23 protein-coding genes and 4 pseudogenes are annotated in these 23687 nt (G+C 42.2%); 4 read left to right on the top strand and 23 right to left on the bottom strand.

Annotated elements, in window-relative coordinates; genetic code table 11:
• Window positions 1-98 precede the first annotated feature (98 nt).
• From MHB49_RS05620 to MHB49_RS05610, 3 genes are all read right to left on the bottom strand, one after another.
• Window positions 99-584: a hypothetical protein gene (locus MHB49_RS05620; protein WP_405155362.1), complete on the bottom strand. Its 486-nt coding sequence runs from the start codon at window positions 582-584 to the stop codon at window positions 99-101.
• Entirely contained in the window at window positions 584-1825 is a 1242-nt protein-coding gene (locus MHB49_RS05615) for a WXG100 family type VII secretion target (RefSeq protein ID WP_405155361.1), read from the bottom strand. Before MHB49_RS05615 ends, MHB49_RS05620 begins: the two co-directional genes overlap by 1 nt.
• 175 nt (window positions 1826-2000) lie before the next feature.
• Complete coding sequence (locus tag MHB49_RS05610; RefSeq protein WP_405155360.1) at window positions 2001-2522, bottom strand: hypothetical protein; 522 nt, start codon at window positions 2520-2522, stop codon at window positions 2001-2003.
• A 141-nt stretch (window positions 2523-2663) separates the two neighbouring features.
• Here MHB49_RS05610 and MHB49_RS05605 point away from each other — a divergent pair, with 141 nt between their 5' ends.
• On the top strand, window positions 2664-3005 hold the full coding sequence (locus MHB49_RS05605; RefSeq protein WP_090952804.1) for a helix-turn-helix domain-containing protein: 342 nt from the start codon (window positions 2664-2666) through the stop codon (window positions 3003-3005).
• A gap of 73 nt (window positions 3006-3078) precedes the next feature.
• Here MHB49_RS05605 and MHB49_RS05600 read toward each other — a convergent pair.
• Both MHB49_RS05600 and MHB49_RS05595 read right to left on the bottom strand, forming a co-directional pair.
• Window positions 3079-3486: pseudogene (locus MHB49_RS05600) on the bottom strand (DNA/RNA helicase domain-containing protein); the annotation flags it as partial.
• A 254-nt stretch (window positions 3487-3740) separates the two neighbouring features.
• A pseudogene (locus MHB49_RS05595) lies at window positions 3741-3931 on the bottom strand (hypothetical protein); the annotation flags it as partial.
• 242 nt (window positions 3932-4173) lie between these two features.
• Between MHB49_RS05595 and MHB49_RS05590 the strand changes: the two are divergent.
• Window positions 4174-5025, top strand: a complete 852-nt coding sequence (locus MHB49_RS05590) for a hypothetical protein (protein WP_405155359.1) — start codon at window positions 4174-4176, stop codon at window positions 5023-5025.
• Window positions 5026-5187: 162 nt separating this feature from the next.
• On the opposite strand, the pseudogene MHB49_RS05585 reads toward MHB49_RS05590, so the two are convergent.
• The 16 genes and pseudogenes from MHB49_RS05585 to MHB49_RS05510 all read right to left on the bottom strand — a co-directional run bounded on the left by MHB49_RS05585 (window position 5188) and on the right by MHB49_RS05510 (window position 19783).
• Window positions 5188-8326 (bottom strand): annotated as a pseudogene (locus MHB49_RS05585) (DUF3427 domain-containing protein).
• Between the two features lie 448 nt (window positions 8327-8774).
• Entirely contained in the window at window positions 8775-9245 is a 471-nt protein-coding gene (locus MHB49_RS05580) for a hypothetical protein (protein ID WP_405157052.1), read from the bottom strand.
• A 248-nt stretch (window positions 9246-9493) separates the two neighbouring features.
• Window positions 9494-9979: a hypothetical protein gene (locus MHB49_RS05575; protein WP_405155358.1), complete on the bottom strand. Its 486-nt coding sequence runs from the start codon at window positions 9977-9979 to the stop codon at window positions 9494-9496.
• On the bottom strand, window positions 9976-11172 hold the full coding sequence (locus MHB49_RS05570) for a WXG100 family type VII secretion target (RefSeq protein WP_405155357.1): 1197 nt from the start codon (window positions 11170-11172) through the stop codon (window positions 9976-9978). Before MHB49_RS05570 ends, MHB49_RS05575 begins: the two co-directional genes overlap by 4 nt.
• 166 nt (window positions 11173-11338) lie before the next feature.
• Window positions 11339-12046 (bottom strand): annotated as a pseudogene (locus MHB49_RS05565) (NgoFVII family restriction endonuclease); the annotation flags it as partial.
• A 199-nt stretch (window positions 12047-12245) separates the two neighbouring features.
• The gene (locus MHB49_RS05560; protein WP_405155356.1) at window positions 12246-12719 is read right to left on the bottom strand and encodes a hypothetical protein; all 474 of its coding nucleotides are present in this window, start codon (window positions 12717-12719) and stop codon (window positions 12246-12248) included.
• A 3-nt stretch (window positions 12720-12722) separates the two neighbouring features.
• Window positions 12723-13289: a hypothetical protein gene (locus tag MHB49_RS05555; protein ID WP_405155355.1), complete on the bottom strand. Its 567-nt coding sequence runs from the start codon at window positions 13287-13289 to the stop codon at window positions 12723-12725.
• Between the two features lie 29 nt (window positions 13290-13318).
• Window positions 13319-13867, bottom strand: a complete 549-nt coding sequence (locus MHB49_RS05550; RefSeq protein WP_405155354.1) for a hypothetical protein — start codon at window positions 13865-13867, stop codon at window positions 13319-13321.
• Window positions 13868-14102: 235 nt separating this feature from the next.
• Window positions 14103-14348 (bottom strand): hypothetical protein, encoded by a 246-nt coding sequence (locus tag MHB49_RS05545; RefSeq protein ID WP_405155353.1) that lies wholly within the window; start codon window positions 14346-14348, stop codon window positions 14103-14105.
• A gap of 309 nt (window positions 14349-14657) precedes the next feature.
• Window positions 14658-14873 (bottom strand): hypothetical protein, encoded by a 216-nt coding sequence (locus MHB49_RS05540; protein ID WP_247900926.1) that lies wholly within the window; start codon window positions 14871-14873, stop codon window positions 14658-14660.
• Between the two features lie 190 nt (window positions 14874-15063).
• Entirely contained in the window at window positions 15064-15546 is a 483-nt protein-coding gene (locus tag MHB49_RS05535; protein WP_405155352.1) for a hypothetical protein, read from the bottom strand.
• Complete coding sequence (locus MHB49_RS05530; RefSeq protein ID WP_405155351.1) at window positions 15547-16728, bottom strand: WXG100 family type VII secretion target; 1182 nt, start codon at window positions 16726-16728, stop codon at window positions 15547-15549.
• Window positions 16729-16907: 179 nt separating this feature from the next.
• On the bottom strand, window positions 16908-17795 hold the full coding sequence (locus MHB49_RS05525; protein WP_247900923.1) for a permease prefix domain 1-containing protein: 888 nt from the start codon (window positions 17793-17795) through the stop codon (window positions 16908-16910).
• A complete protein-coding gene (locus tag MHB49_RS05520) occupies window positions 17782-18108 on the bottom strand; it encodes a PadR family transcriptional regulator (protein ID WP_247900922.1) in 327 nt (108 codons plus the stop codon). The genes MHB49_RS05525 and MHB49_RS05520 overlap by 14 nt, the downstream gene beginning before the upstream one ends.
• Before the next feature lie 282 nt (window positions 18109-18390).
• Complete coding sequence (locus MHB49_RS05515) at window positions 18391-18675, bottom strand: DUF4183 domain-containing protein (RefSeq protein ID WP_192263648.1); 285 nt, start codon at window positions 18673-18675, stop codon at window positions 18391-18393.
• An 82-nt stretch (window positions 18676-18757) separates the two neighbouring features.
• Window positions 18758-19783: a DUF4183 domain-containing protein gene (locus tag MHB49_RS05510; RefSeq protein ID WP_405155350.1), complete on the bottom strand. Its 1026-nt coding sequence runs from the start codon at window positions 19781-19783 to the stop codon at window positions 18758-18760.
• Between the two features lie 595 nt (window positions 19784-20378).
• On the opposite strand from MHB49_RS05510, the gene MHB49_RS05505 reads away from it, so the two are divergent.
• Window positions 20379-20765: a VOC family protein gene (locus MHB49_RS05505; protein ID WP_247900921.1), complete on the top strand. Its 387-nt coding sequence runs from the start codon at window positions 20379-20381 to the stop codon at window positions 20763-20765.
• Between the two features lie 124 nt (window positions 20766-20889).
• Here the strand turns inward: MHB49_RS05505 and MHB49_RS05500 are convergent, their stop codons facing one another.
• Together MHB49_RS05500 and MHB49_RS05495 are read right to left on the bottom strand one after the other, a co-directional pair.
• A complete protein-coding gene (locus tag MHB49_RS05500; RefSeq protein WP_405155349.1) occupies window positions 20890-21360 on the bottom strand; it encodes a DUF4362 domain-containing protein in 471 nt (156 codons plus the stop codon).
• A 74-nt stretch (window positions 21361-21434) separates the two neighbouring features.
• On the bottom strand, window positions 21435-21911 hold the full coding sequence (locus MHB49_RS05495; RefSeq protein WP_405155348.1) for a DinB family protein: 477 nt from the start codon (window positions 21909-21911) through the stop codon (window positions 21435-21437).
• Window positions 21912-22086: 175 nt separating this feature from the next.
• Between MHB49_RS05495 and MHB49_RS05490 the strand changes: the two genes are divergently transcribed.
• Entirely contained in the window at window positions 22087-23643 is a 1557-nt protein-coding gene (locus MHB49_RS05490; RefSeq protein ID WP_405155347.1) for an RCC1 domain-containing protein, read from the top strand.
• Window positions 23644-23687 lie beyond the last annotated feature (44 nt).

The raw sequence follows: 23687 nt of genomic DNA, 5'->3' as shown, positions 1-23687 counted from the left end.
AGATTTTGTATAGTAGTGGGTTGGAATGAGGGGATAAAAAGAACCCATGACTACTCGTATAAGAGTTGAAATGGGCTTACTTAGAAATATCGTGTTACTTACATTGAATCCGGGTTCACATAACACCAATCAGTTTGATTTGAAGTTTTCAGAGCTTTTTCCAGATCAGATAATGTATAGACCCAGTCTTCCTCCATCCATACCACCATCTGAGGGTGTCTCGCAAGAAAATGATATAAAAAGGTTAGCGTAACCTCTTCATTTTGATAAACTTCATCTATAATCAGCGTGTTAAAATATACTCTCCCATCATCTCTCCATTCCAATTCTCTATATTGATATTGAACAGGTTCATCATATACATCGACTCTGATATTATTCTTTTGCTCACTATGGCCCAACTCTTCTTGGTCGGAAAGGATAATTCCCAAGGAGCAATGTTTCATGTTCTGTTCTGAATCCGTATCTTCAATTCCAAAAACTAAAGTTAACTTTGCTTCCAGACAAGCTTCTTGTATATCCTGGATCAAACGCTCAATGGGAATATTGCTATTTTCTTCTATTAAAACAAAAGCAGATGCCATTACTTCAGTACCTCCCTTAATTCTTCTAACGAGTTAACCACTTTGACACCCTTGCTCTTAATATGATCGATTTTCTCAGATGCAATTCGACCCGTATTTTCTAGTGGTGCGTCTATATATAAAATAACTTCCTTCTTCTTGTAATTGAAAAATTCTTTATTATTCATATCCACTAATCTATCTATTTGGTCTGTTTTCACTGCTCCCGCTGACTTTTTCACTTCAATAATTTGTGAGTTCGTTACAACATCCAAATCTGTAACTCTTAATTTGTTATCTGCATTTTTAATTTCTACCCCAAAGCCAGTTACCCCGACATGCCGATCTACAAATTCACCAACTTTTCCTTCAACAACTTTCCCTGTGTCTCGGCTATGTTTTGCAGCTTCTATAGCATTGGTAATATTTTTGGGATTGTGCTCTACCCAAACGATTTTGTTTCCAGCCTGGTTAGTATACTCCACTTCTAATCCTTTGTTCGTTTTGCTGACCAGTGGGTTATCGTGCAATATTTTGCTTTGAATGTGACTAGGCGTTACTGTTCTGTCTTTCGGTATTCCTAATCCCTCTTTCGGAACCTTATAGCCCCTATTATACATCCCCGTAAAAGCCAGCGCGATTTTACCAAATTGTAAACTTGCGATAGAAATCGCCGATTGCCATGCGGGTATAGCTTCTCCAGTTACGGGATGATACCCTTCCTTAAATACGCCAATTTGCTCATCGTATATATCCCCACCACTAGGCTCAAGTTGCTCTGGTCCACCTCTCATTTCCTCATACGTACCACCACTTTTCCAATATTCAGCAAACTCATTCTGCCCTGTCATTCCATTCCCTGCTTCATTGGCAGGCACGTAAACTCGAAATGTAGGGTTGTATACCATCTCACGTTGATCAATTGGACTCTCACTAGATTTATTCAACGTTGTGCTTGTAGCAATCTGCCCAACAATTGCTCCTAGACTCACCTGTTCCTGATCCGCTTGTTCGAATCTCTCGGCTATCTCCATGAGATCTTGGGATGACTTCACCATACTTTCCAGAGCTCGATCCAGTACAGAATGTGACTGCTGAAAATCGTAAAAAAACCGTTCTTGCGTTGCTCCTGCCCATTGAGACTGGATGAATCCGATCCGTGCGGTCAGGTCATTTCGTATCGCTTCCAACTGTTGCCTGCCCTGCTCGATCTGCTTGGATACATGCAGCAGTTGTTCTGGTGCTACTTTAATTGTACTCATATCATTCTCCGCTGTTAGAAATAGGATTTTACCATGTTAGCAGAAGTTCTTTAGACATACATCGGCCCAATATCCTGATTTTCCCTTTCTCCAAATGAATACCTTTCAGTACTTATAATCCTCCAGTCCCATTCCTCGTGAAAAGAACCTCCAGATCATCATGACACGCCTCATTTCAGAAATACTCTGATAAATTATCATTCAATCGAGTGGCTAACTCCTCCAAAATGTCTTCCGTTCGTTGAAGAAGCTTTTCGATGTTATCAAGGTCTAAATATTGATCCTCTTGGCGTTCCTCTAAAGATGACATATGTTGTATCGTGCCGATGAACAAAGCCATATCCAATCCGGGTTCAGTGTCCGTATGCACTAAAGGCAAGATTTCGTTCATGGTGAGCTCCTTGGGTGGATGAACTGAATGATACTTATGGATATAAAGCGCCTTAATCATGGAGGCTAGAGCCCAATCACATAGAATAAGGCAGGCTTTGAACTGATTGTGATTACGCATGATGGCGGCAAGTCTGAGATGATACTTAGCATGTTGGTGATAGGCCATTATTGTGGTACGTAGCATATGGTAAGCAGCAATGTGTTTGGAACTAGGTTGTGTGGAGATATCATGGTCTTGCAAACGTGGGGTAAAATCTACTTGGTGATTACAATGCGCTTCGGTTATGGACCAATTTCTTGCCATTGTCATCCCTCCAAAGAGTTAATACCAGTATTATACAATAAAATGATACTTATAGTAATCAAATAAATTATTTGTATTCTTCGTTTGGTGTTTACCTTGAGAAAACTTGTCTACACTTTTGAACATAGAGAGGTGAATACCATGAACGAAGACAGAGAAGTTTTGAAGCTGGTCGGAGCCAGAATTCGCGCATTACGCAAAGAAAGAGGGTATTCACAGGAAGCCCTCGGAGAAAAAGGTGGATTTCATTTTTCATACATAGGACAGATCGAACGTGGAGAAAAGAATGTTTCTTTGGTGAACTTGGCGAAAATCGCTGAGTCGTTGGATGTTAATTTGATTCAATTATTTGCTTATATAGAAGAAGAGTTTGAGGTAACTGAAGATGAGAAACAAATCAAAGAAATTGTACAGCTGCTAAGAGATTCTTCTCCTGATAATATTCGTGTAGCCAAAAATGTTATTAAAGGAATATTGATGTGAAAACGGCAAACCCTATCCGTCCATTTATGGAATGATAGGGTTTCTCTCTACTTTGCCCATTCCGTGGTGCACATCATTTTGAATTTGCTCTGCTACATAAATAATTCATCAATTCTTGATCTCGACAGTAAACATAACAACCTTTCATACCCCTAGACATAAAATCTAATAAATGTTTTTTAACAAGCTTGGCTAGTTCTTCATTCTTAAATTTAAGCCCTCGTCTTCCCATTCTATCTTTGTACTCATAATAATCTGAATAAAGTTCCATTTTATCCGAATCATATTTTAGATCATTCCCTATAATTACGCCTACATCATCAAATTCAAGACCTTGAGACGTATGAACACATCCAATCTGGACTATACCACTCTCATGAATAGCCCAAGTACTTGATATTGAACGAGCATTCCAAGGCATAGCAAAACGATGTTCTTCAATAATTGCATCCGGAATTTCTCCATTGCGATTACCTTCTTTATCAGCTGTCCAATTTCAAGCAAAATTTGCCAACATCCTCGCCGTATACCCCTGATCGTTTTTACTTTTGACTAGATCGTACACTTCGTTTGATGTGTTCGTTAACTTAAATTCAAAAGAATCTTGATCCATCCATCGAAATTAGCGGTAGGACGAATCTCCAATGCATCATCAACCCCAGGTCAGCGGCAGTCTGATGTCTTGCTGGGACGTTTGTAGATTCAGAACTAACGCTCTGCGATTAAGCTCATCTGCTTGAGGTTGCGCATGATATATTCCTTCGTCTGATTTTCAACTGAATGAACGTGCCGCGAGGCAGATTTGAGAACCCGTTCTCGATGTAATGTGAGATGGAGTGCTTGGTAGTGCCGGTCAAGGCCCGGAACTTATACTGAAAGTTGTACTCCTGATGCGCTTGTCCAAGCGCGTTGAGGCATTCTTTGCCCTTTGTCCTTGGAATCTAAGTTCGTATAACAATGTTCAAGCAAACGCAGAAAGTCATGCAACAAATACACAGATGGGACCGTTTAGATTCACAAGTGTATCTTATAAAAATTCAAGTGGCGTTTGGACTGTAAATGACACAGCTCCAACCGCTGAAAGCCCTTATTCAGTCAGAAGACCAGTAATGCAAATTTCCGAGTCTATGGGCCTTAAATTCAACCTTTTATAAGGAGGATAATTATAATGAGAAATAAAAAGTGGTTTCTTGTCGTAGCAGCAGTTATCGTCCTGAGCGGAGCGTTTTACATGAACTCTATTTCTGCTGAAAGTCCTACCCAACTAATCCAAGATCAGCTTGTTAAGGGAGGAGTGGAGGTTGCAAAGATTTCTACCCACGAGCATGATTTAAAATTGGAAACAAACTCAGCTTCCACTTCTGGAAAAGCAACGATAGATGATATTAAAACCATCCGAAAAATTCGGAATGAAGTAAGAAGTGGTTCTAATGGAACCTCGCAAATTAAAAATGTTGATCTTACGATTACAGACAAAAACGGCCGGAATATATACAACGGTGTCTCTAACGACATTACCCAAATACCAGACTTCTCAGCTAAAATTGTAGGCAAGCTTGATTCTGAATCAGTCCAGAACGCTATTATTAGTGAACTGAAAGCAAATGATGTGATGGTGGAATCGACGAATGTAACGGATAACGAACTGGGTGGAAAACTCGCCTCGATCGTGCTAACAACGGAAATCTCAGAGGTGAACAGTCTTGTTCCCAAAATTGAGCAATGGATCACAGCGCTTAATAATTCTGATGGCATTGGAGTTTCTCAATATGAACTCACCATTAATGATAAAAGTAATAATTCAACGTTGTTATATTTGACAACAGATCTAGTGTACCGCGATTTTTATTGGTGGCAGTCCCCTGCTCTAGGCGATGAAGTTTGGACAAAAACCAAACCAGAAAGTCAAGAATCAGCTACTAGTAAAGACAAGGTTCCGGCAACAATTGAAGAAGGGATAGATGCTGGGCCCTCTGGAGCAGATAACAATGGATACGAAGGGCCTCAATTTAAAAATTAAAACACTGCGTTTATTTAAACTCTTGTTTGAAAGACACAACGGAATCTCCTCAAATCCAGAGAGATTCTGTTGTGTTTTTGAGTATTTTAGAATCTAAATTTCATTCAGACCTCGTTTTTAATTTTTTTGATCAATGCTCAATAGCACAATAATAAAAAATATTTACACAATACACTTATTTGCCACCGCCACCATCTTCGCAGGCATATCTTCCCGCAGTCGCCATACAAAGCTCATCGGTTTGTTCCCCTCATGACTCACATAATCCGCTTCGCCCAGGAATACAAATGGAGACGTGTAGCCATGCTCCTCCTTATACTCACGTACGAACAGCGCAATCCGGTTGCCCGTCTCCCGGTGATGAATATACCGCTCCGCGGTAGCCGTATGCTCTGACATCCGGCTCTGAGTCTGCCAGTGGAATAGACGCTCGTTGATCGCATAATCCTCGTACAGTGTGGATGGAGAGAAATCTTTGTCCGATTTGTTCAGTGTAATGAAGAAGATATCGGTCTGTTCATCGGCAAAATACTTCACGCCTTCACGGAAGGCGGGTGATCGCTGAGCATTCCAGTAACCGAACGCGGCGAGAACTTGGTCGATGGAGTACATACAGTGGATATCCAGTGGACAAGTGTAAGGGAACGAATTGCTTTTATCCACAAATCGCAGATGAGCCAAATTATATTTAAAAATATCCACAAGCTCTGCTCGGAATGCCTCACAAGACAGCACACGCTGTACTCCCTCCTCAATGCTGCTCAACCCTAATTTCTCGGGCGCAGCCCGCTGGAAGGTGTAATAGAACATAATCAACATGCGCTGTTCATCGGCGGTCGCGGTTTCTTTACCTTTTTCTATATAGTCGATCAGGAATGTCAGCCAGCTTCGGGAGTTGATCGTCAGCACAGATGGTAGTCTGCGGATATATTCCTCTTGCTCACTCTCAATTGGCTCTGTCAGTCCAGCTTCGGCCAACATACCCCGGAAATACCTTTTCCCCATACGTCCACCATAAAATTCATACAATGTCATCCCGTGATGCTCTACAAAATGAGCCAAGGTCAGTGGCAGTCCGGTGTCTTGTTGGAAGGTTTGAAGCTTCTGGATCAACGCTCTGCGATTACGACTCATCTGCTTGAGGTTGCGCATGACGTATTCCTTCGCTTGTTTTTCCAATTGAATGAACGTGCCGCGTGGTAAGTTCGAAAATCCATTCTCAACGTAGTACGAGATGGAATGTTTGGTGGCGCCGATCAGGGCGCGGAATTTATCCTGGAACCTGTATTCCTGATGCGCTTGTCCGATGAAATCGAGCACGGTCAAGCACTCTTTGCCATCCGTCATCCGTAGTCCACGTCCCAACTGTTGCAGGAATACGGTCAGACTCTCGGTAGGACGCAGGAACAGGATGGTGTTCACCTCAGGGATATCCACGCCCTCATTGTACAGATCCACGACAAAGATCATGCGCAGTTCCCCGTTCACCAGTTGTCCTTTCGCAGAATGACGTTCCTGTTCGCTCGACCCGCCATGCAGGGCTATGGATGGAATGCCGACTTCGTTAAATATTTTTGCCATATACATCGCATGATCCACCCCAACACAGAACCCAAGCCCCTTCACATCGTCCAGATCGGTTACGTATTTGTTCAGACTTTGGATGATCTGGTTGGCACGGATTTTGTTATGAGTGTAGAGCTTTTCCAGTTCGTTCAGATCGTAGCCTTTTCGCGACCACTTCACCTGGGATAGATCGACAGTATCGGTGACGCCAAAATACTGGAAAGGACTCAGTAGTTTCCGGTCAATGGCATCGGTTAGACGGATCTCGGCGGCAATCGTATGATCGAAGTAGGCGGTAATGTCTTTGCCATCCATCCGTTCCGGTGTTGCTGTTAGTCCTAGCAAAATCTTCGGTTCGTAGTGGGACAATAGCTTCTGGTATGAAGGTGCAGCGGCATGGTGGAATTCATCCACAATGATGTAATCGTAATAATCTGGGCTGGTGATCTCCGTCAGCTTCATGGAGTTAAGACTCTGAATGCTAACAAACAGGTGATCCAGCGCCTCTGCTCTATGACTTCCCACATGCAGCTCACCAAAGTTCATATTCTTCAAGATATACCGGAACGTGTCCCGGCTTTGCTTCAAGATTTCTTCCCTATGCGCGACAAAAAGAAGCTTGGCTCCCGCATGGCTTGCCCGAAACCGCTTGTAGTCGAAGGCTGAAATGACCGTTTTGCCGACGCCTGTGGCTGCGACGATCAGGTTGCGAGTTCGTCCATACAGCGTACGCTCAGCGTCCAGCTGTTCCAGCACTTCTTTCTGATAATCGTAAGGCTGGATGTCGAGGTGAAAGTGGTTGGATTGATCTTTTTTACGGATTCAGAGCCTCCTTCAACTGTGCCTCATGTCCTTTATCCTCAGCCACATATCGCGTGAATTCGCGGTCATTCCAGTAACTCTCAAATGTCGCTTCAATCTTGCGCAGCACGTCGAGTGAATCTTTCTCCGTCACCTTGAGGTTCCATTCCATACCACTGGTCAGGGCCGGGTTGGACAGGTTGGAAGAGCCGACATAGGCGGTGGTGAATCCAGTATCACGGTGGAAAATGTACGTTTTGGCGTGCAGGCGGGTCACTTTGGTATCATACGAAATCTGGATCTCTGTGTTAGGCAGTTTGCTAAGTTCAGTAATAGCCTTGAGGTCGGTTGCCTCCATATAGGTGGTCGTGATGATCCGCAGTTTCCCACCGCCTGCTGTGAATTGTTGAAGCTGTTCCAGAAGCAGGCGAAGCCCGCTGAATTTGATAAATGACACCAGCCAATCGATCCGATCGGCGGTCACGATCTCCTTTTGCAACTCCAATAACATACTCGGCTCCGACTTCGCACCTGTGAATAAAGAGCTTTGGCTGATAGGCGTATCTGGACGAACGATTTTGGTATCCCGAACCGCACGAATGCTGTTCAACTTGGAATACACATGGGTCAACACTTCACCCTGCTCATCCAGTTGTAATTCATTGTACTCTTCTTCCCCCAGCGTGCCTTTCAGGGTAGCAATAATCTCATTACACGTTCGGATCTGTGCCAACACTGCCGTCTTATCTTCCGTCTGTTCCCGTACAATCTTGAGCGCTCGCCGCGTCACCGCCGCCAAATACGTGGACAGCAGCTTGCGCGCTTCCTCTGCATCCAGCTTCTCAGTCCCAATGTTATACACATCAGGGTCCAGCGCCGAAATCTCCTGCCTGGTGATGGTGTTAATAAGCTGTTCATATATACCTTGTTTCATGAATGTACCTCGTGAGAGTTAGGATGGTTGTGGATCGTTCTCTATGTATATGATGAGCTAAAAATTGTTTCTTCTATATTATCGACCAATCTGTGGAAGATTTCATTAGTTGTTTGATTTCATAGGAAAAAGCACCTCTACTTTTGGTTTGGTAGAAGTGCTTGAATCTTAATTATTGTGTTTCACTTAAATGTTGTTTGGATCTATATAACACCAATTATTATTGTAGGATGCCTTTATCTGTTTCATGTCTTCCAGATTGTAAAACCAATCTTCTTCAATCCATGCTCTTGCATCGGGAAATTTGCTCAGAAAAGCAAAAAGGAATTTAAATAATAAATCCTCATTATCATCAAAGTCATCAGAAACTACTGCTTTAAAATACTCATTTTGCGTATCATCCCAGTCATAAGTAACGGTTTGAAATTTCGAAATGAGCTTAAACTAGCTATTGTATAGACTCGTTTTCTATATTTTCTACTTCTAACATCTTCTGTTCAACCCATTTCATAACCATTTCTGCCTCCTCTAGAGCAATCACTCCCCTTTTGCTTTTAAATTTGTACGTTTCATAAGCCCACAGTAATATGATTTTCACAAATTCAACCGTCTCTAACTTACAGATCGGTTCAACTTCATCTTCTTCCTCATCGTAAAATGGATCTTCAATTATTGTATAGTCTTTATGTGATATAACGCTGGATGCATTTCCTCCATGTCTATATTCGGGTATCCCCCCCTTTAACAAATCAAGATAATTCTCAATATCTTTCTTCAAATCTTCATATCTCCAAGGTATATCAGATCCTAAGGGATCACTTATCATACTGGCGAACTCTAGTGTTTTTTCCTCGTCAAAATCTAATACAACCATATTAAATTCATCCATATATTTCAGTTTATAATTATATTTTATCATCACTAATTTAGCTCCATTCAATATATTGGGTATGCTGAGATTATCTTATCATTTCTTAAAATAAGCTCTATTTCCATTCCTGTGCTTGTTTTCCCTATATATTTATTGTTTTTATAATATCATTAGTTGTTTTGAATCCATAGATAAAAGCACCTCTACTTGTGGTCTGGTAGAAGTGCTTTACTTATTTGTTTTTTTCATAGATGTGAATACCTTTAGACTCATTTACCATTAGAGAATAAATACCCTCACATAATTTTTTTACTGCACCACTCAGGGTCATATGGCATTTGACTTAATTTTAAAATATCGTCAGCGGTGTAATACCAATCAGCATCATCAAACCATAAATAATCTTCAACATTTTCTTTAAAATACTCTACAACGAACCTATAAATAAATTCGTATTCATGGTTAATATTTTCAATGTCTATAGCCCAGAAGTAATTTTCGTCTTGGGTAAGCCAGGTAAAACTATCATATGAATTTTCTACAACCCTATTCACATTAAAAGAAAAATACCTAATACCCTCTTCATTCTCGGTATTCATTAACGTTACTTCATCTACCTCGGACAATGTACCTTCTGCAGAAAGAAAGTTGTTATCCGTATCAAGATCAACTTTCAAATGAAAACTATGCATATCGGCTTTTTCGGCTGCATTATTAAAGTTCTTAAGTGTCTGTTCTGGAGAGTAATTTATAATTTTTTTTAGAATTATTATTGAACTCACTTACTCATGACCTCCTTCAATTCATCTAACGAGCTTATTAATTTTATATCTAGATCGCTTAATTTTTTAACTAAATCCGCTTGAGTTTTGTTTTTCACAGTTACATCTTCAATATAGAAAATAACTTCTTTGTTATCAAAATTAAAATATTTATCATTGATTGGATTTGTTAACTTATCAAGTTGTTTTTCATCTAAAGCACTCAAGGACTTTTTAACCTCGATAATGTGAGAGTCTGTTAAAACATCTATATCTCCTGCCCTTTTTTTATTTTGCATTTTCAGTTCTATACCCGTACCTTCTAGTCTTCCTGTTTCGTTTATTAGCTGCGCTACCTTTCCTTCTAGCACATCACCAGCTTTTGAGCTTTTTAAATTCTTCTCGATAATAGCATCTATATCTTTAGAACCTTGTTTGGTCCAAGATATCTCATTACCGAATTGATTAGGGTATATCGTTTTATTTCCTTCCATTCTTAACCTTGAGTCAATAGTTAAACCACTATCTTTTCCTGACTCCGCCTTACCACCCGATCCACCCAGATCGGTATGCTTATTCTCCATCGAACGAAAGGCTTTGCCAAATAAAACATAAGCCAGGGCCTGCCCCGTCATCGTTCCACCGTAATATCCTGCTCCACTCTCATTGATCTGTTTCTTCTGCTCATCCACGAATTGCTCAATATCAGACCTCGCCGTTCCGTTTCCCCAGGCTGCATCCCATGCGAATCCAATACCTCGTCCAACGTCAACCACTTTCCCCACTGTCATGGCATATGCCACACTGGCGAGCGTACCGAATGGATTATAAAATAGCGCCTCTGCTGTCTGTCCAATCCCAGTTATGGTCTCTCCAACCGACTTGTCTAGCAGTCCAACAGCGAAATTCCGTTTTAATTCTTCCGGCATATACAATGCTACCTCACCCGAACCATCCGCTGTTCTGAAATTCTTCGCTATAAAAATAAATTCATTCTGGATTTTATCCAAAATACCCAGTGTAGTAGGGAAGACTTCTTTCACCTGCATAAAGTCCCAAAAGAAACGTTCACCTGTCACACCCGACCATTCCGATTGCAACAGATAGATGGATTTTTCCAGTTCCCTGACCATCCGCTCCAGTTCCAGTTTCTTTTGCTGGACGAGCCAGGCTTTCTCCTCTAATACATCGGGATGTACCTCGATTCGTTGCATTCCGTCTTCACCGCCAACCTGACCATAGTATATTTACCTAAATTTTAACAATTAAGAAAGGAATTTGGAATCAAACAGAGGATTCATTTTCTCATCGGTTATCCGGTAGTTGGGGAACATTCCTGAGCCAGCTATTTTGCGTATTAGTGCATGTTCAGCATCGCTTAAATACTAAGTCAAGAAGCAGACTTCCGAAGGTAGCTTTAATCTTGCCCAGCACGTCGAGTGAATCCTTCTTCGTCACCTTAAGCATGCCGCTGGTCAGCGCCGGATTGGACAGGTTGGAGGAGCCCGCATAGGCGGTGGTCGTGATAATCCGCAGTTTCCCACCGCCAGCCGTAAATTGCTGAAGCTGTTCAAGAAGCAGACGAAGCCCGCTGAATTTGATAAATGACACCAACCAGTCGATCCGATCGGCGGTCACGATCTCCTTTTGCAGCTCCAGTAACATACTCGGTTCGGACTTCGCGCCTGTGAATAATGAACTTTGGGAGATCGGTGTATCTGGGCGAATGATTTTCGTATCCCGGACCGCACGAATGCTGTTCAGCTTGGAACACACATGGGTCAACACTTCCCCCTGCTCATCCAGTTGCAATTCGTTGTACTCTTCTTCCCCCAGTGTGCCTTTGAGAGTAGCAATAATCTCATTACACGTTCGGATCTGCGCCAACACTGCCGTCTTATCTTCCGTCTGTTCCCTCACTATCTTGATCGCTCGCCGGGTCACCGCCGCCAAATACGTGGACAGTAGTTTACGTGCTTCCTCTGCATCCAGCTTCTCAGTCCCAATGTGATACACATCCGGGTCCAGCGCCGAAATCTCCTGTCTGGTGATTGTGTTGATAAGCTGTTCATATATGCCTTGTTTCATGAATATACCTCGTGTGGGTGTAGGATGGTTGTGGATATTCTCTATGTATATGGTTAGCTGAAAGTTGCTTCTTTTATATTATCGTCCAATCTGTGGAAGATTTCATTAATTGTTTGATTTCATAGAAAAAAGCACCTCTACGTTTGTGTGGTAGAAGTGCTTTCAAGTAGTATCATTATTTCATTTACCTGCTGCTTTTTTAGCTTAATAGCTCCTTTTCGATATAAGGACGGTCAAGTAAAAGAAGAAGGCTTGAAGTTAGATATTTAGTTTGATATTCATCCAACTGATTATTGACCGTCAGCAGACCATTCTCCATTCTAAGTAATTGAGTAGAACCATCTTCTAGGAATAAAAGATTACCCTCAGTATGTTTCATAAGCTTACTAATAATTCTGAAAATATACTCTATACCTTCAGAAAAAGTACTGCCAAATAATTGAGTTCTAATGCATACATTCACATCTAAGTTATAATGCTGTTGAACAAAAGTGATATCAGAAATATCCTCAATTTCAAGATGCAACGTAAAAAATCTACTGCCAATTACTATTTCCTCTTCATTACTTTGGAAAGAATCTTTCTCAACAACCGATTCAGTAACAGATTGCTCTATCAGTTTCCCCAAAGAATTACGATCGAGCTTACTTTTTAAAAATAATTCATAGTCCATCTATTAATCCTCCCCAAACCCCCGTGTTATGTTGCCGTCCTTAACGAATAAAATCTCTTTCAGATTTTTCAAATCTCCGGTTGGATTTGCTTTTCTGATAATTCCCTGACTAAGTTCACGAACTTTTTCAGTGGGAAATTCATCTAGGTTAACAACGATTCTTTCCGCTTGCGTTTTAGTTTTTGTTGCTATGTTTCGAAGAATATTATCTACGTTTGCATCTTCCTTGGGCGAGTAACAGTCAAAAACCTTACCTTGAATTAAAAAGTCAGGATTAGAAGTTGCCTTGATTTCATAACCTTGTTCAGCTAAGAAGTCAGCAGTTTCATTTTGTTTTTTTATCCCGTGGGAATCACCTACTCCATAATTTCCAGTTGGTTTACTTCCCTTTGGTAAGGTAGGCTCAGTCATATCTCTATCACCGGTCCCACCGTTCCCCTTATTCGACTCCTTCTTCCCTCCACCCGATCCACCCAGATCGGTATGCTTGTCATCCATCGAACGAAAAGCTTTGCCAAACAATAAGCCGTTGTATAAAGCTGATGAAACGATTAACTGACTTCCACCCATTCGATCCGGTCATCTATGGGGATATTTCATCATTCGTACCTTGGATTCAAAGCATCTCTCCAAACGTCATCCTCCACGAAATCTACTTTTTTCTCACTAAAATAAGCACGGGTCACTTGCTCCAGATCATTCAAGATTTGGGGCCAGTCATTCTCGTTAATTTCCTTGGATTCAAAGTCCCCAACAATGTTTAGCCATCGATGATTTAACTGCTGGTACTCCTCGATTCTGGCTTTAAGTTCAGCTGTTACAGGATAATTGGTTATATCCAGCCTCTCGAACGTCATTCGCATGCGGTGAAGCGTAGGTGGCAAAATGTCATCTTGGCCTAAGCCATTTGTAAATAATGCTGCGGGTTTTACCAGCCAGTTGGCTTCTTCGCTGAAACTTAGATTCATCAAGTTATACTTATCCATAATCTGCGCCATATCTGTAAAGTTGTAATAGAGCTGGCTTGCTTGTTCTCCATCCTCAACCATCTCGTTTGTTATTATTTCATTCTTAAGTATTCGGTTAAATAAACTATCATTATTTATAATCGTACTCTTCAGATCAACCATATCTTGTCGTACATTCATCGTTAGATACTGTTCATACATTCTTTTTTCTTATAAAAGCTATAGGTTAGAATAAGTAAGATCACAAAGGCAATACAACATCCGATCATTAAAAGTCGTTTTTTTAGTATCATGGCAATTTATTCTCCTAAGATTTTATAGTAAGAAGCACCTCTACGTTGTCTAGTAGAAGTGCTCAATGATATGATCATTCAGAGATGTGTACAACTCATACCTCACCTTTCCGCTGCACCATTTATGGGTTATAAGGTAGTATGAAAGTCTTCTGTCTTACATTGAAAATAAGGTAAATCATCTTATCTTTAATAGAAATGGATAAGTAATCGCTTGTTTTTTGAGTGTGAATATCAACACGCAGGTTAGTTATCTCCTTTTGAAGTAAAAGTGCAGCTGGATTAATAAAAATATTCATTTTTTTTATATTCAGACCCTCATCATCAATTTCGATCTCAACTCTCTTTATATCGTCTTCAGAACGCAAAATAACCTAGGCTATAGACAGTCTTTTCTCCTCGAACTTCCTTAACAACTTTTTCACCTAATAAACCTAAGAGAACTTGATAATTGGGTTCTTGAATCATCTATAAACCACGATTCCAGGTCCACTGGTGTGTCGTCTATCACTCCTGGAACATATGGCTTAGTGTAAAGAAAATCCATATTCATTTTCACCTCACTTTTTTAAATGCGTGTCACTTATATATAGTCGAGTATATTTTAATCCTCTACTCTAGTTCTTGTATCACTGATGCCTAATTTCTCTTGCCACCCGTTCATAAAGAAAGCACTTCTAATTTAGAATCTCTCTGGGTAGTTCCTCAATAATCATCGGCACGTCTTCCTCTTCTACATCAACACCAGTTGAAAAGAGATCTATCCATTTTAACTCTAATAATTCAACAGCAGGTTGCCGGCATTCCTTGAAAAAAGATTCTATTACAACTGGAACAAGAAAATCCTTTTCAAAATCATTCTGTGGTTCAAGTATTACTGCACTGATAGACATTTACTTAATCCCCAAAAAAACCGAACTAAGATAGTCCGGTGGATGGTGTGCATTGTTCTTTTATACTTGCTTATAAGATTCATTTCTTATGTGAGCTACCCTTGTAGAAAGAAGCCTATTCCTATTTTTTAATCAAGTTAGAAAAGGCTTTTTGAAGTTTTTCAAGAATTCATCACATGCATCAGGGTGTTTAGAGTTGTGGATTTTTATAACACCAATCCGGATCAAACGGCAATGATTTAAGTTTTTTCATATCCTCCCAACTGTAAACCCAATTATAACCTCCCAACCAATAATATTGATGGGGATTTAATTTCAAGTATTCATACACAAAACTAAAAAGTAACTTCTCGTTATCATCCACATCCTCGATACAACCAACTTGATATAAAGAAAGGGAAGCTTCTAATCCTTGAAATTGTCCATTATTATAAAACTCAAGCCCATCGTTCTTAACTCCATCAAGGTATATTAAAAATTTATTATCATCCATATCTGGATCCTGCATGATACTGATTGTTGTGTACTTGAATTGTTCATCCTCGGTAAAATACTTTTCATTTCGGTAGTAAAGCATGGCATCAGAATGAAAAGCTGCTAACATTATGGATGATAGTAAGTTATCTGGTGAGTATTTGTCTCTTTCAACTAAAAAAAATGATGAGGTTCCCATTTACTTTAAAACTCCTCTCAATTCTTCATCTGAGTTTACAATAATTGCGCCCATATCCTTAATCTTATTCAATTTTTGTAATTGTTCAGGCGCTAGATTAATTAGTGGTTCTTCAATGTATACAATAACTTTTCTGTTTTCTGAATTCAAAAAATCTTTGTGATTTACATTTGTATATTTTTCAATTTGATCAACTTTTAGAGCGCCGGCAGAAGCTTTCACTTCAATAATTTCATCTTTTGTTAACACATCAAAATCACCAGCTGGTGTTTTATCTTCCCTTTGAACCTTTTGTCCAAAGCCTATAACTTCTTTTTGTTCCGAAACGAGTTTTGCAACTTTTCCTTCTGTCGCTTTACCAATATTGGGACTTTCAACAAATGACTCAATATCACGACTAATATTTTTCGGATGTTGATCAACCCAAGTCAATTCATTCCCAGCAGGATTCGTATATTTTGTTTTGTTTCCATCCCTAACTAGACTACCAACATTCCCCTCTTTCCCCTTACCCCCACCCGATCCGCCCAGATCGCTATGCTTATTCTCTACCGCACGAAATGCCTTGCCAAAGAAAGCATAGGCCAGTACCTGACCCGCCATCGAACCACTGTAGTACCCCCATCCATCCTGATCGTCCTGCTTTTTCTGCTCTTCCACAAACTGCTCGACTTCAGATCTAGCCGTGCCGTTTCCCCAGGCTGTATCAAATGCAAACTTAATCCCTCGCCCAACATCGACTACTCTGCCTATAGTCATGGCATAAGCCACACTAGCCGCTGTACTGAATGGATTATTAATGAAAGCTTCTGCCGTCTGGCCCATTCCAGTTACGGTCTCTCCAACCGACTTGTCGAGCAGCCCCACACCGAAATTTCGTTTCAGTTCTTCAGGTATATACAGCGCAACCTCACCTGAGCCATCCACTGTCCTAAAATTTTTCGCTACAAAGGTAAACTCTTTCTGGATATCATCCAAAATACCCAGTGTAGTAGGGAAGACTTCTTTCACCTGCATAAAATCCCAAAAGAAACGTTCCCCTGTCACACCCGACCATTCCGATTGCAACAGATAGATGGATTTCTCCAGCTCTCGGACCATTCGCTCCAGTTCCTGTTTCTTTTGCTGGACCAACCGGGCTTTGTCCTCCAATACATCGGGATGTACCTCGATTCGTTGCATTCCCTCTTCACCGCCAACCTGACCGTAGTATATGTACCTAAATTTTAACAAGTCAGAAAGGAAATTGGAATCACACGGAGGATTCATTTTCTCATCGGTTATCCGGTAGTTGGGGAACATTCCTGAGCCAGCTATTTTGCGTATTAGTGCATGTTCTTACGCCACTTGAATCACGTCTATCAAGCTAAGTTCAGCTTCCTTTTCGCACTCCATTTCCCCCAGAGCATCAATAATACAAGCACTAATGCACCCATAACCAAATTAAGCCCCATCTCGATCAAACGCTGCACATTACCATCCAGGAAAACGCCATATCCCTGAGTTACCGAGGAACTAAACTGCTCTGACGTAAAGAATGCGTAATAGAGAGTGAATATCATCATATGAACCAATGTATATATGGTGGAAAAGACAAACGGGAGTATCGACATGTACCGATTTTTACTTATAGCAAAAATGATGAGCGCCTGTGTAAACAGGAACAAATCGCCGATCAACATGACTTCAATCCGACCGGAAATATCATATGAAGCACTGAAAAATAACTTTTCAAACATGGTGAACGATAATCCCTCACCCCAAAAATCAACCAAGATTTGAAAGTAGGCTTGCAGATATCCTAAGGCAAATAACAGTGGCAGAGATAGCAGACAAAGTCGATCCACACGTTTACGCGTGAAAATAATACAGATGCTTAATGCACTCACGGTAATCAAAACAATCGGCATAATCTCGATATATCGGTTATGTACACCGTATTGATTGGCTACTAGTCCACCTACGACTGACACTATGAAAAGGATAAAACTTGCTAGAGCACAGCCAAGTATCGTCCTCATATTGAATCCATATGTTTCTTGGGTTACCGTCCTGCGTAGTTCTGAGATAGAGCCAAATTGTTGGATGCTGCGTTCAATAGCCTGTTCTTCAGAATAGCCCTGATTTCTATAGTGATCGATAGACGAATGGAGATGAGCAGCCATTTCTTCTCTCCACTCAGACTTTTCCCGTTTGGATAAAAACGTATAACGGAGTACTTGATCTACATATCGTTCAATGATTTCCATGAAGACTCCCTCCCAAGAAAATATTGATGATCTTAATGTTATCCGTCCATGATGTTCTCAACTTGTCGAGCTGAGTTTGACCTTGGGAGGTTATTCGGTAATATCGTCGCCGTGGTCCTCCAATTTGCTCCCCCCAATAGCCCTCAATGTACCCATTGGCCTCCATTCGTTTGAGCGCGGGATATAATGTGCCTTCTTTCAGATCAAACTGACCGTTCGTCTCGTCATGCACCGTTTTGGATATTTCATACCCGTATGCATCCTGCTTACTCAGAACAGACAGTACAATACCATCAATATAACCTTTCATCATTTCATTCTTCAGTTCACACACCACCTACTATGTAATTCTATGTAGTAGCATAACAAACAAATATTGTAAAAAGCAATACATAAAATCATTTGAGATTAACGTTCTTCCTCCCTCGAATTTAGGCATGTCTAAAAGGTTTATTTCTTCCTATTGCCAAGTTCGGTATTTTGTTAAGTTCGATAATACCCTATAAAGTTGGCTGATGCCTTGTACAAAAAAGAACGACTTCTATCTGCGATAGAAGCCGATCAAGATAATGATGCAGCATGATTCAGGTAAACATTAAGATACTACGAATTGTACAACGACTGGAATTCCAGCATTCAGTGCGTCTCCACCGGGAATCGTAATTGTGGTTGTTGTAACAGTGGAAGTATCCGCTGTCTGCATAATGCCGTTAATATAAAGATTGTAATAATTGAACGTGCCTGGAAATGCCGTTGCAGCTGCACCGGCGTCGTTTGTAAAAGCAGTTGCAGCAATCGCAAACGTTGCTCCGGTACCCGTTCCGTCACCAATGGTTGCAGCAAATCTTACACTGTTCTGAAATGGGGTTACGAGTGGCATAGTTCTCACCTCCTACCTGACATAGTATATGTGGTAGATTCGAGAGAAGTGAAGGCGAAGTCACGCGGAGATTCGACCAATTTTAGCCATTTATTATATTTGCTGTTAGTTGAATTATCTCCACAATGATCGGTGTTCCAGCAAAGAGCACACCGCTTTGTGCCGGGAAGAACAACAAATCTGAACTTACGTCATATGAGTTGCCAGGCTGGACAATCCCGTTGATATAAAGATTGATGAAACTGGTAAGTCCAAGTCCGGCGAATTCGGTTGCACTACCTCCTTCGTCATTCATGAAATCCCCGGCGGGAATCGTAACCGAGTCCGATAAATCCAGATCGGTTTCCGGAAAATAGAAGTAACGGTTTACCGCGGGAACAATCTCAATTCCGGGTACGCTGCCCGGCGGACCTTGCTCACCTGTAGGGCCAGCAGGGCCTTGCTCGCCCTGAGGGCCGACGGGGCCTTGAACTCCCGGCACGCCCGGGACACCTTGCTCGCCCTGAGGGCCGACGGGGCCCTGCGCTCCGGGCACGCCCGGGACACCTTGCTCGCCCTGAGGGCCGACGGGGCCCTGCGCTCCCGGCACGCCCGGGTCGCCATGCTCGCCCTGAGGGCCAGCGGGCCCTTGCGCTCCGGGATGGCCCCGTTCGCCTCGCTCGCCCTGAGGGCCGACGAGGCCCTGCGCTCCCGGCACGCCGGGTCCGCCTTGCTCGCCGTGAGCGCCAGCAGAGCCTTGCGCTCCAGGTAGCCCGGGCTGGCCAGGCTCGCCGCGTGGGCCGACGAGGCCTTGGGCACCTTGCTCCCCTCCCAGACCTTGTATTCCACGAGGTCCGACAGTCTTCGTTTCATGTTGTCTGACCGGAGCGAGCCGGGGTCCGGGAACCTGACATGCCGGGTTGACGCCAATCCCCCTCGGCAAAGCAATGACTTTTTTGCCACAGACTACTTTCAGTTGTCTTATTGGACGCTTCGGTCGGAGGGAGCGCCGCTTTTTCCGGCAAGGTTTACGGGTCATATAGCATTTTCTTCCCGGGGATTTATTTCTGCATTTTCGTGTGGAACGTCTGCACTTTAATTGACTGGACGCAGCTATCCCTTTATTCATAATCTTCAAAACGTTCACTCTCCTTAGGCCAAAGCACACAGTGTATATGCCCTATACTATGTCCTTAGCACAATCGGAGAGTGTGCGAATAACTAGGAAGGATGCCCAATAAAAAAAGACAACAGCTCCTGCCATAGTCCTTTGTCTTACGAATCGTTCATTCTCCACTCACATATCTCAAGAAAGCTATGTTCTCTCCTACTTCTTTTCATAATGCTTAACAATCTCTTCAGGCCGCTGCGTTTCAAGAATGATTTAATTCAACGAGCACAGAATCCAGAATCACTTTATCATTTAAACCTCCATAATTCGATCAATTGGTTAATATATAGGTTATATATCCATTGTGCTAGACTCTATTTTTCCGAAAGGAGCCTGTAAATTGAACAAAAAGAGTATCATCACCGCCGCGATCATCGGTCTTATCTTGCTCGCTCTCCCCTTCATATTCTACTTTTCCACTAAAATGTCCGAAGGCTCGGCGTTGCCTAAACCGATTACTCATACCAATCTCTAAGGTATAATAAACGAAATACTATTATATACAACCCTCGTTTTACAGAAGCTAATGATCCGATTCAAAGGAGGCTCATCCATGAAATTAGAACGACTTGATCATCTCGTGTTAACTGTGGAAAATCTGGAAGCGACAATCTCATTTTATACAAACGTATTAGGCATGCAGGTAGTCGAATTCGGCCAGGGCCGAAAAGCGTTAGAGTTTGGACAGCAGAAGATTAATCTGCATGAGCGGGGCAAAGAGTTTGAACCGAAAGCTCATACCCCCACACCGGGTTCAGCAGATCTTTGTTTTCTGGTCAGCACACCGCTGGAGGAAGTCATTGCGCATTTAACACAACAGAACACGAAGGTTGAGGAAGGGCCCGTTAAACGGACAGGTGCACTGGGACCAATCTGTTCGGTGTATATACGTGATCCTGACGGTAATCTGATCGAACTATCCAATGCTTTGTATGCATAAGCCATCAGCTCTCACTCTCCATATGGCATCAAAAAAGATTCTGAAAAGCCTCAGCTTCTCAGGATCTTTGGTTTACAGCATGAATAATTACATAGCTCGACTATTTACGGTTAGATTTCTCTCATCACTTGGGAATCGAAAAGGTACTCCCTTCCTTCTCACAATCGGTTAACACGTAAAAAACACGGCCCTGCTCACTCTTCATCGTACCGATCCCTTTGCAGGTGTTGGTCCTAATCCCCTGTTTGGAGCCATAGGCATCCCTAGAGTTATCATAAGTCGCTTGAATGGCTGAGCCATCATAAATCAATTCATGGATGATAGCCCCACCTTCAAGGGTATACATCGTCACACGAACCTGATCCTGGTGTTTGTTCTTCACATTCTTCACAAATGTGATCCACTTATCCTTGTTCCGCATGCCTTCGAGAAGCACAACGACATCCCCGCTTTGCTCCGCTTGCTCAGGGTTATGTGGCTCAATAATTTCCGGAAATGAATTAGTGCTCACTGAAATATTCGTCGTTTCATCGTTTGATTCACAGGCTGTCAACAGCATTATGGCTAACGATAGGATAAGCATGCTTTTTTTCATACATTCACCTCATGCTTAAGACGCTAAGGACGCTGTACATGTTACACCCTTTTTCTCAAAATCTCTCGCTCCAATCACTGTGCGTTAGCATCAATGCATCTTCGAATCGACTGAATGTACCCCAGATGATACCACTCATGATAAAGTGTACGCGGAATAATCTCCCCGATGGTGCTCATGCCGAGTTCGCTCTCACGTTGCAGCGGTTCTTCAAGCCGACCGGAAAATTTGAGCTTTAGCACTTCTGGCTGTGTCTTTAAAAGCTCCATTAATTCCTTCCACGTTGGTGGCTCTTCCGCCCATGTTGAAGGGCTTGTCCCAAATCCAAAAAACTTTTCATATGTCGCCGGAATTTCTGCCTCATCCTCAATTAAATAATGAAACCACGTATCCTGATCCAAAATGATATGTCCCACATTCCATCGAATGGAATTGTTGAAGCCTTGAGGAACCACATCCACTTGCTCCGAATTTATAGCCCCGCATACCCCCAACGTAAATTGCCTCACATCCAGCAGTTGATTCCAAAGAACATCCTCATTGAATTTCATGATTGCTCCCTCCTCTGTTTACTAGTGGCAATGAATATTTCATAAGCTGAAGCGGAATTCCCTATCTTCAATATAAAGGAATTTTTATCATTTGTATGTAACTTAACCTCTCCATACAGTGTTTATATTGCAATGCATCATTTACGTTCATCTCATCCGAAAAGAGGCGATATCCATGCGTTCGGTTAACCCATCCGCTGATACAGCAACAGAAAAACGACGCTCCACTTCACGCTTGAATCATAGACCCAATGGGAAAGGTAAATCGTCCCGACGCTTTGCCATTGTAATGGCTGCCGCATTAGTTGCATCAAGCCTATTGTTGGAGCTGACAGCTGAACCAACGACTCACGCAGCCACTAACGTACAGCAGTCCGCCAGTAACACATCCGCGCAATCGACTGCATCAAGCATTGAGAAGAAACTCCACTATACAGCTGTAGAGGGAGCTTATTATTACACAATCGCCTTGAGAAGTGATGGGTCGGTCTGGACTTGGGGCCGTAATTTGTGGGGAGAGCTGGGTGTGAGCGAAAAGGTTCGATATCGTCATACATCTAGTCCAATCCGAATACCGGAACTATCTAATGTAATAGCTATTTCAGCTGCCGGTGGTGGAATCAACGCAGCCGTTCAGGCAGATGGAACCGTCTGGGAGTGGGGTGCTGGCAAACTACCAAGCAAAGTGGAAGGCATCAACTCTGCGAAGGATGTGGTAACTGGTTCTTTTACTGTCGCCCTTCTCCAGAACGGGACAGTCTGGTCATGGCAGCGCCCTACTGCTCAAGGAATCGATTCTGATGACCTCGTACGTAAACCACATGCAATCAGCGGATTGAAAGATATCATCCAGGTTGGATCTGGAGGTTTGCATGGATATGCTCTGAAGAAAGATGGCTCCGTATGGACTTGGAACGAGCCGGACGAACCCGGTAAAGTCCTGTCCAAACCTACCAAGATAAAAGGTCTGACCAACATATCTTCGATCAAAAGTGCTGATACGTCCCTGCTTGCACTGGATAAGAACGGGAAAGTCTGGGGTTTGGACGAGACAGGGAAAACGATCGCTTTTGATTACGACTTCAAGGTGAAGAAGATGGATGGAAATTCGCAATATATGTTATTACTCACAACATCCGGTGAGGTGTACAGCTACGGAAGGAGCGTGGACGGCAAAGAAGGAAAAGTAAACCATCTATCCGGCATTACCGATATTTCAGCAGGATATTACCATAGTCTTGCCTTATCCTCGGATGGAACCGTCTGGGGCTGGGGAGGTGATAAGTATGAGGAAGCGGGTGCACCTGCAACGTCATCTGGAGGAATGGTCTACAAACCCGTTCAAGCCAAAATTGGCACAGATGTATATCTGAACGGTGAACTGTTCCAGTCCATGTATGCCGCTGTTGAAACGCCTAAGACCGTGCAGCTGCCAATCAAAGCCATCGCCGCAGCACTTGGAGCAGCATTTGAGATTCATCAGGTGGAAGGTAGCCTGAACCACTATACGTTGAAATATAACAACCGGACAATCACAATCCGACCTAACGAAACACATTATGTTATAACTTCAGCAGATGCATCTGAGGAGCGAGTCATGCAGATACCTGAACCCATAAATAATTACTCGGGAGCAACTACAGTTCCTTTTGAGGTAATGCGTGGTTTGGGTTTAAATGTATCCTGGGATTCAGAGAGAGCTATGCTGACCATTGACGATGCTAATAAATAAGGCTAAAAACGCTAAACGAATCGCTTAACATACAAAAAAATCCC

This window comes from Paenibacillus sp. FSL K6-0108 (assembly GCF_045040695.1).
Lineage (GTDB): Bacteria > Bacillota > Bacilli > Paenibacillales > Paenibacillaceae > Paenibacillus > Paenibacillus pabuli_B.
Note: the sequence above shows the minus strand (reverse complement) of the source record. Positions and strands in the feature narration are given on the sequence as shown.

Bases quoted from the DNA above. Each gene is read 5' to 3' on its own strand.
- MHB49_RS05620 (WP_405155362.1), bottom strand. From the start codon at position 584: ATGGCATCTGCTTTTGTTTTAATAGAAGAAAATAGCAATATTCCCATT.
- MHB49_RS05615 (WP_405155361.1), bottom strand. From the start codon at position 1,825: ATGAGTACAATTAAAGTAGCACCAGAACAACTGCTGCATGTATCCAAG.
- MHB49_RS05610 (WP_405155360.1), bottom strand. From the start codon at position 2,522: ATGGCAAGAAATTGGTCCATAACCGAAGCGCATTGTAATCACCAAGTA.
- MHB49_RS05605 (WP_090952804.1), top strand. From the start codon at position 2,664: ATGAACGAAGACAGAGAAGTTTTGAAGCTGGTCGGAGCCAGAATTCGC.
- MHB49_RS05590 (WP_405155359.1), top strand. From the start codon at position 4,174: ATGAGAAATAAAAAGTGGTTTCTTGTCGTAGCAGCAGTTATCGTCCTG.
- MHB49_RS05580 (WP_405157052.1), bottom strand. From the start codon at position 9,245: ATGATAAAATATAATTATAAACTGAAATATATGGATGAATTTAATATG.
- MHB49_RS05570 (WP_405155357.1), bottom strand. From the start codon at position 11,172: ATGCAACGAATCGAGGTACATCCCGATGTATTAGAGGAGAAAGCCTGG.
- MHB49_RS05560 (WP_405155356.1), bottom strand. From the start codon at position 12,719: ATGGACTATGAATTATTTTTAAAAAGTAAGCTCGATCGTAATTCTTTG.
- MHB49_RS05555 (WP_405155355.1), bottom strand. From the start codon at position 13,289: ATGGGTGGAAGTCAGTTAATCGTTTCATCAGCTTTATACAACGGCTTA.
- MHB49_RS05550 (WP_405155354.1), bottom strand. From the start codon at position 13,867: ATGAATGTACGACAAGATATGGTTGATCTGAAGAGTACGATTATAAAT.
- MHB49_RS05540 (WP_247900926.1), bottom strand. From the start codon at position 14,873: ATGTCTATCAGTGCAGTAATACTTGAACCACAGAATGATTTTGAAAAG.
- MHB49_RS05535 (WP_405155352.1), bottom strand. From the start codon at position 15,546: ATGGGAACCTCATCATTTTTTTTAGTTGAAAGAGACAAATACTCACCA.
- MHB49_RS05530 (WP_405155351.1), bottom strand. From the start codon at position 16,728: ATGCAACGAATCGAGGTACATCCCGATGTATTGGAGGACAAAGCCCGG.
- MHB49_RS05525 (WP_247900923.1), bottom strand. From the start codon at position 17,795: ATGGAAATCATTGAACGATATGTAGATCAAGTACTCCGTTATACGTTT.
- MHB49_RS05520 (WP_247900922.1), bottom strand. From the start codon at position 18,108: ATGATGAAAGGTTATATTGATGGTATTGTACTGTCTGTTCTGAGTAAG.
- MHB49_RS05515 (WP_192263648.1), bottom strand. From the start codon at position 18,675: ATGCCACTCGTAACCCCATTTCAGAACAGTGTAAGATTTGCTGCAACC.
- MHB49_RS05510 (WP_405155350.1), bottom strand. From the start codon at position 19,783: ATGAATAAAGGGATAGCTGCGTCCAGTCAATTAAAGTGCAGACGTTCC.
- MHB49_RS05505 (WP_247900921.1), top strand. From the start codon at position 20,379: ATGAAATTAGAACGACTTGATCATCTCGTGTTAACTGTGGAAAATCTG.
- MHB49_RS05500 (WP_405155349.1), bottom strand. From the start codon at position 21,360: ATGAAAAAAAGCATGCTTATCCTATCGTTAGCCATAATGCTGTTGACA.
- MHB49_RS05495 (WP_405155348.1), bottom strand. From the start codon at position 21,911: ATGAAATTCAATGAGGATGTTCTTTGGAATCAACTGCTGGATGTGAGG.
- MHB49_RS05490 (WP_405155347.1), top strand. From the start codon at position 22,087: ATGCGTTCGGTTAACCCATCCGCTGATACAGCAACAGAAAAACGACGC.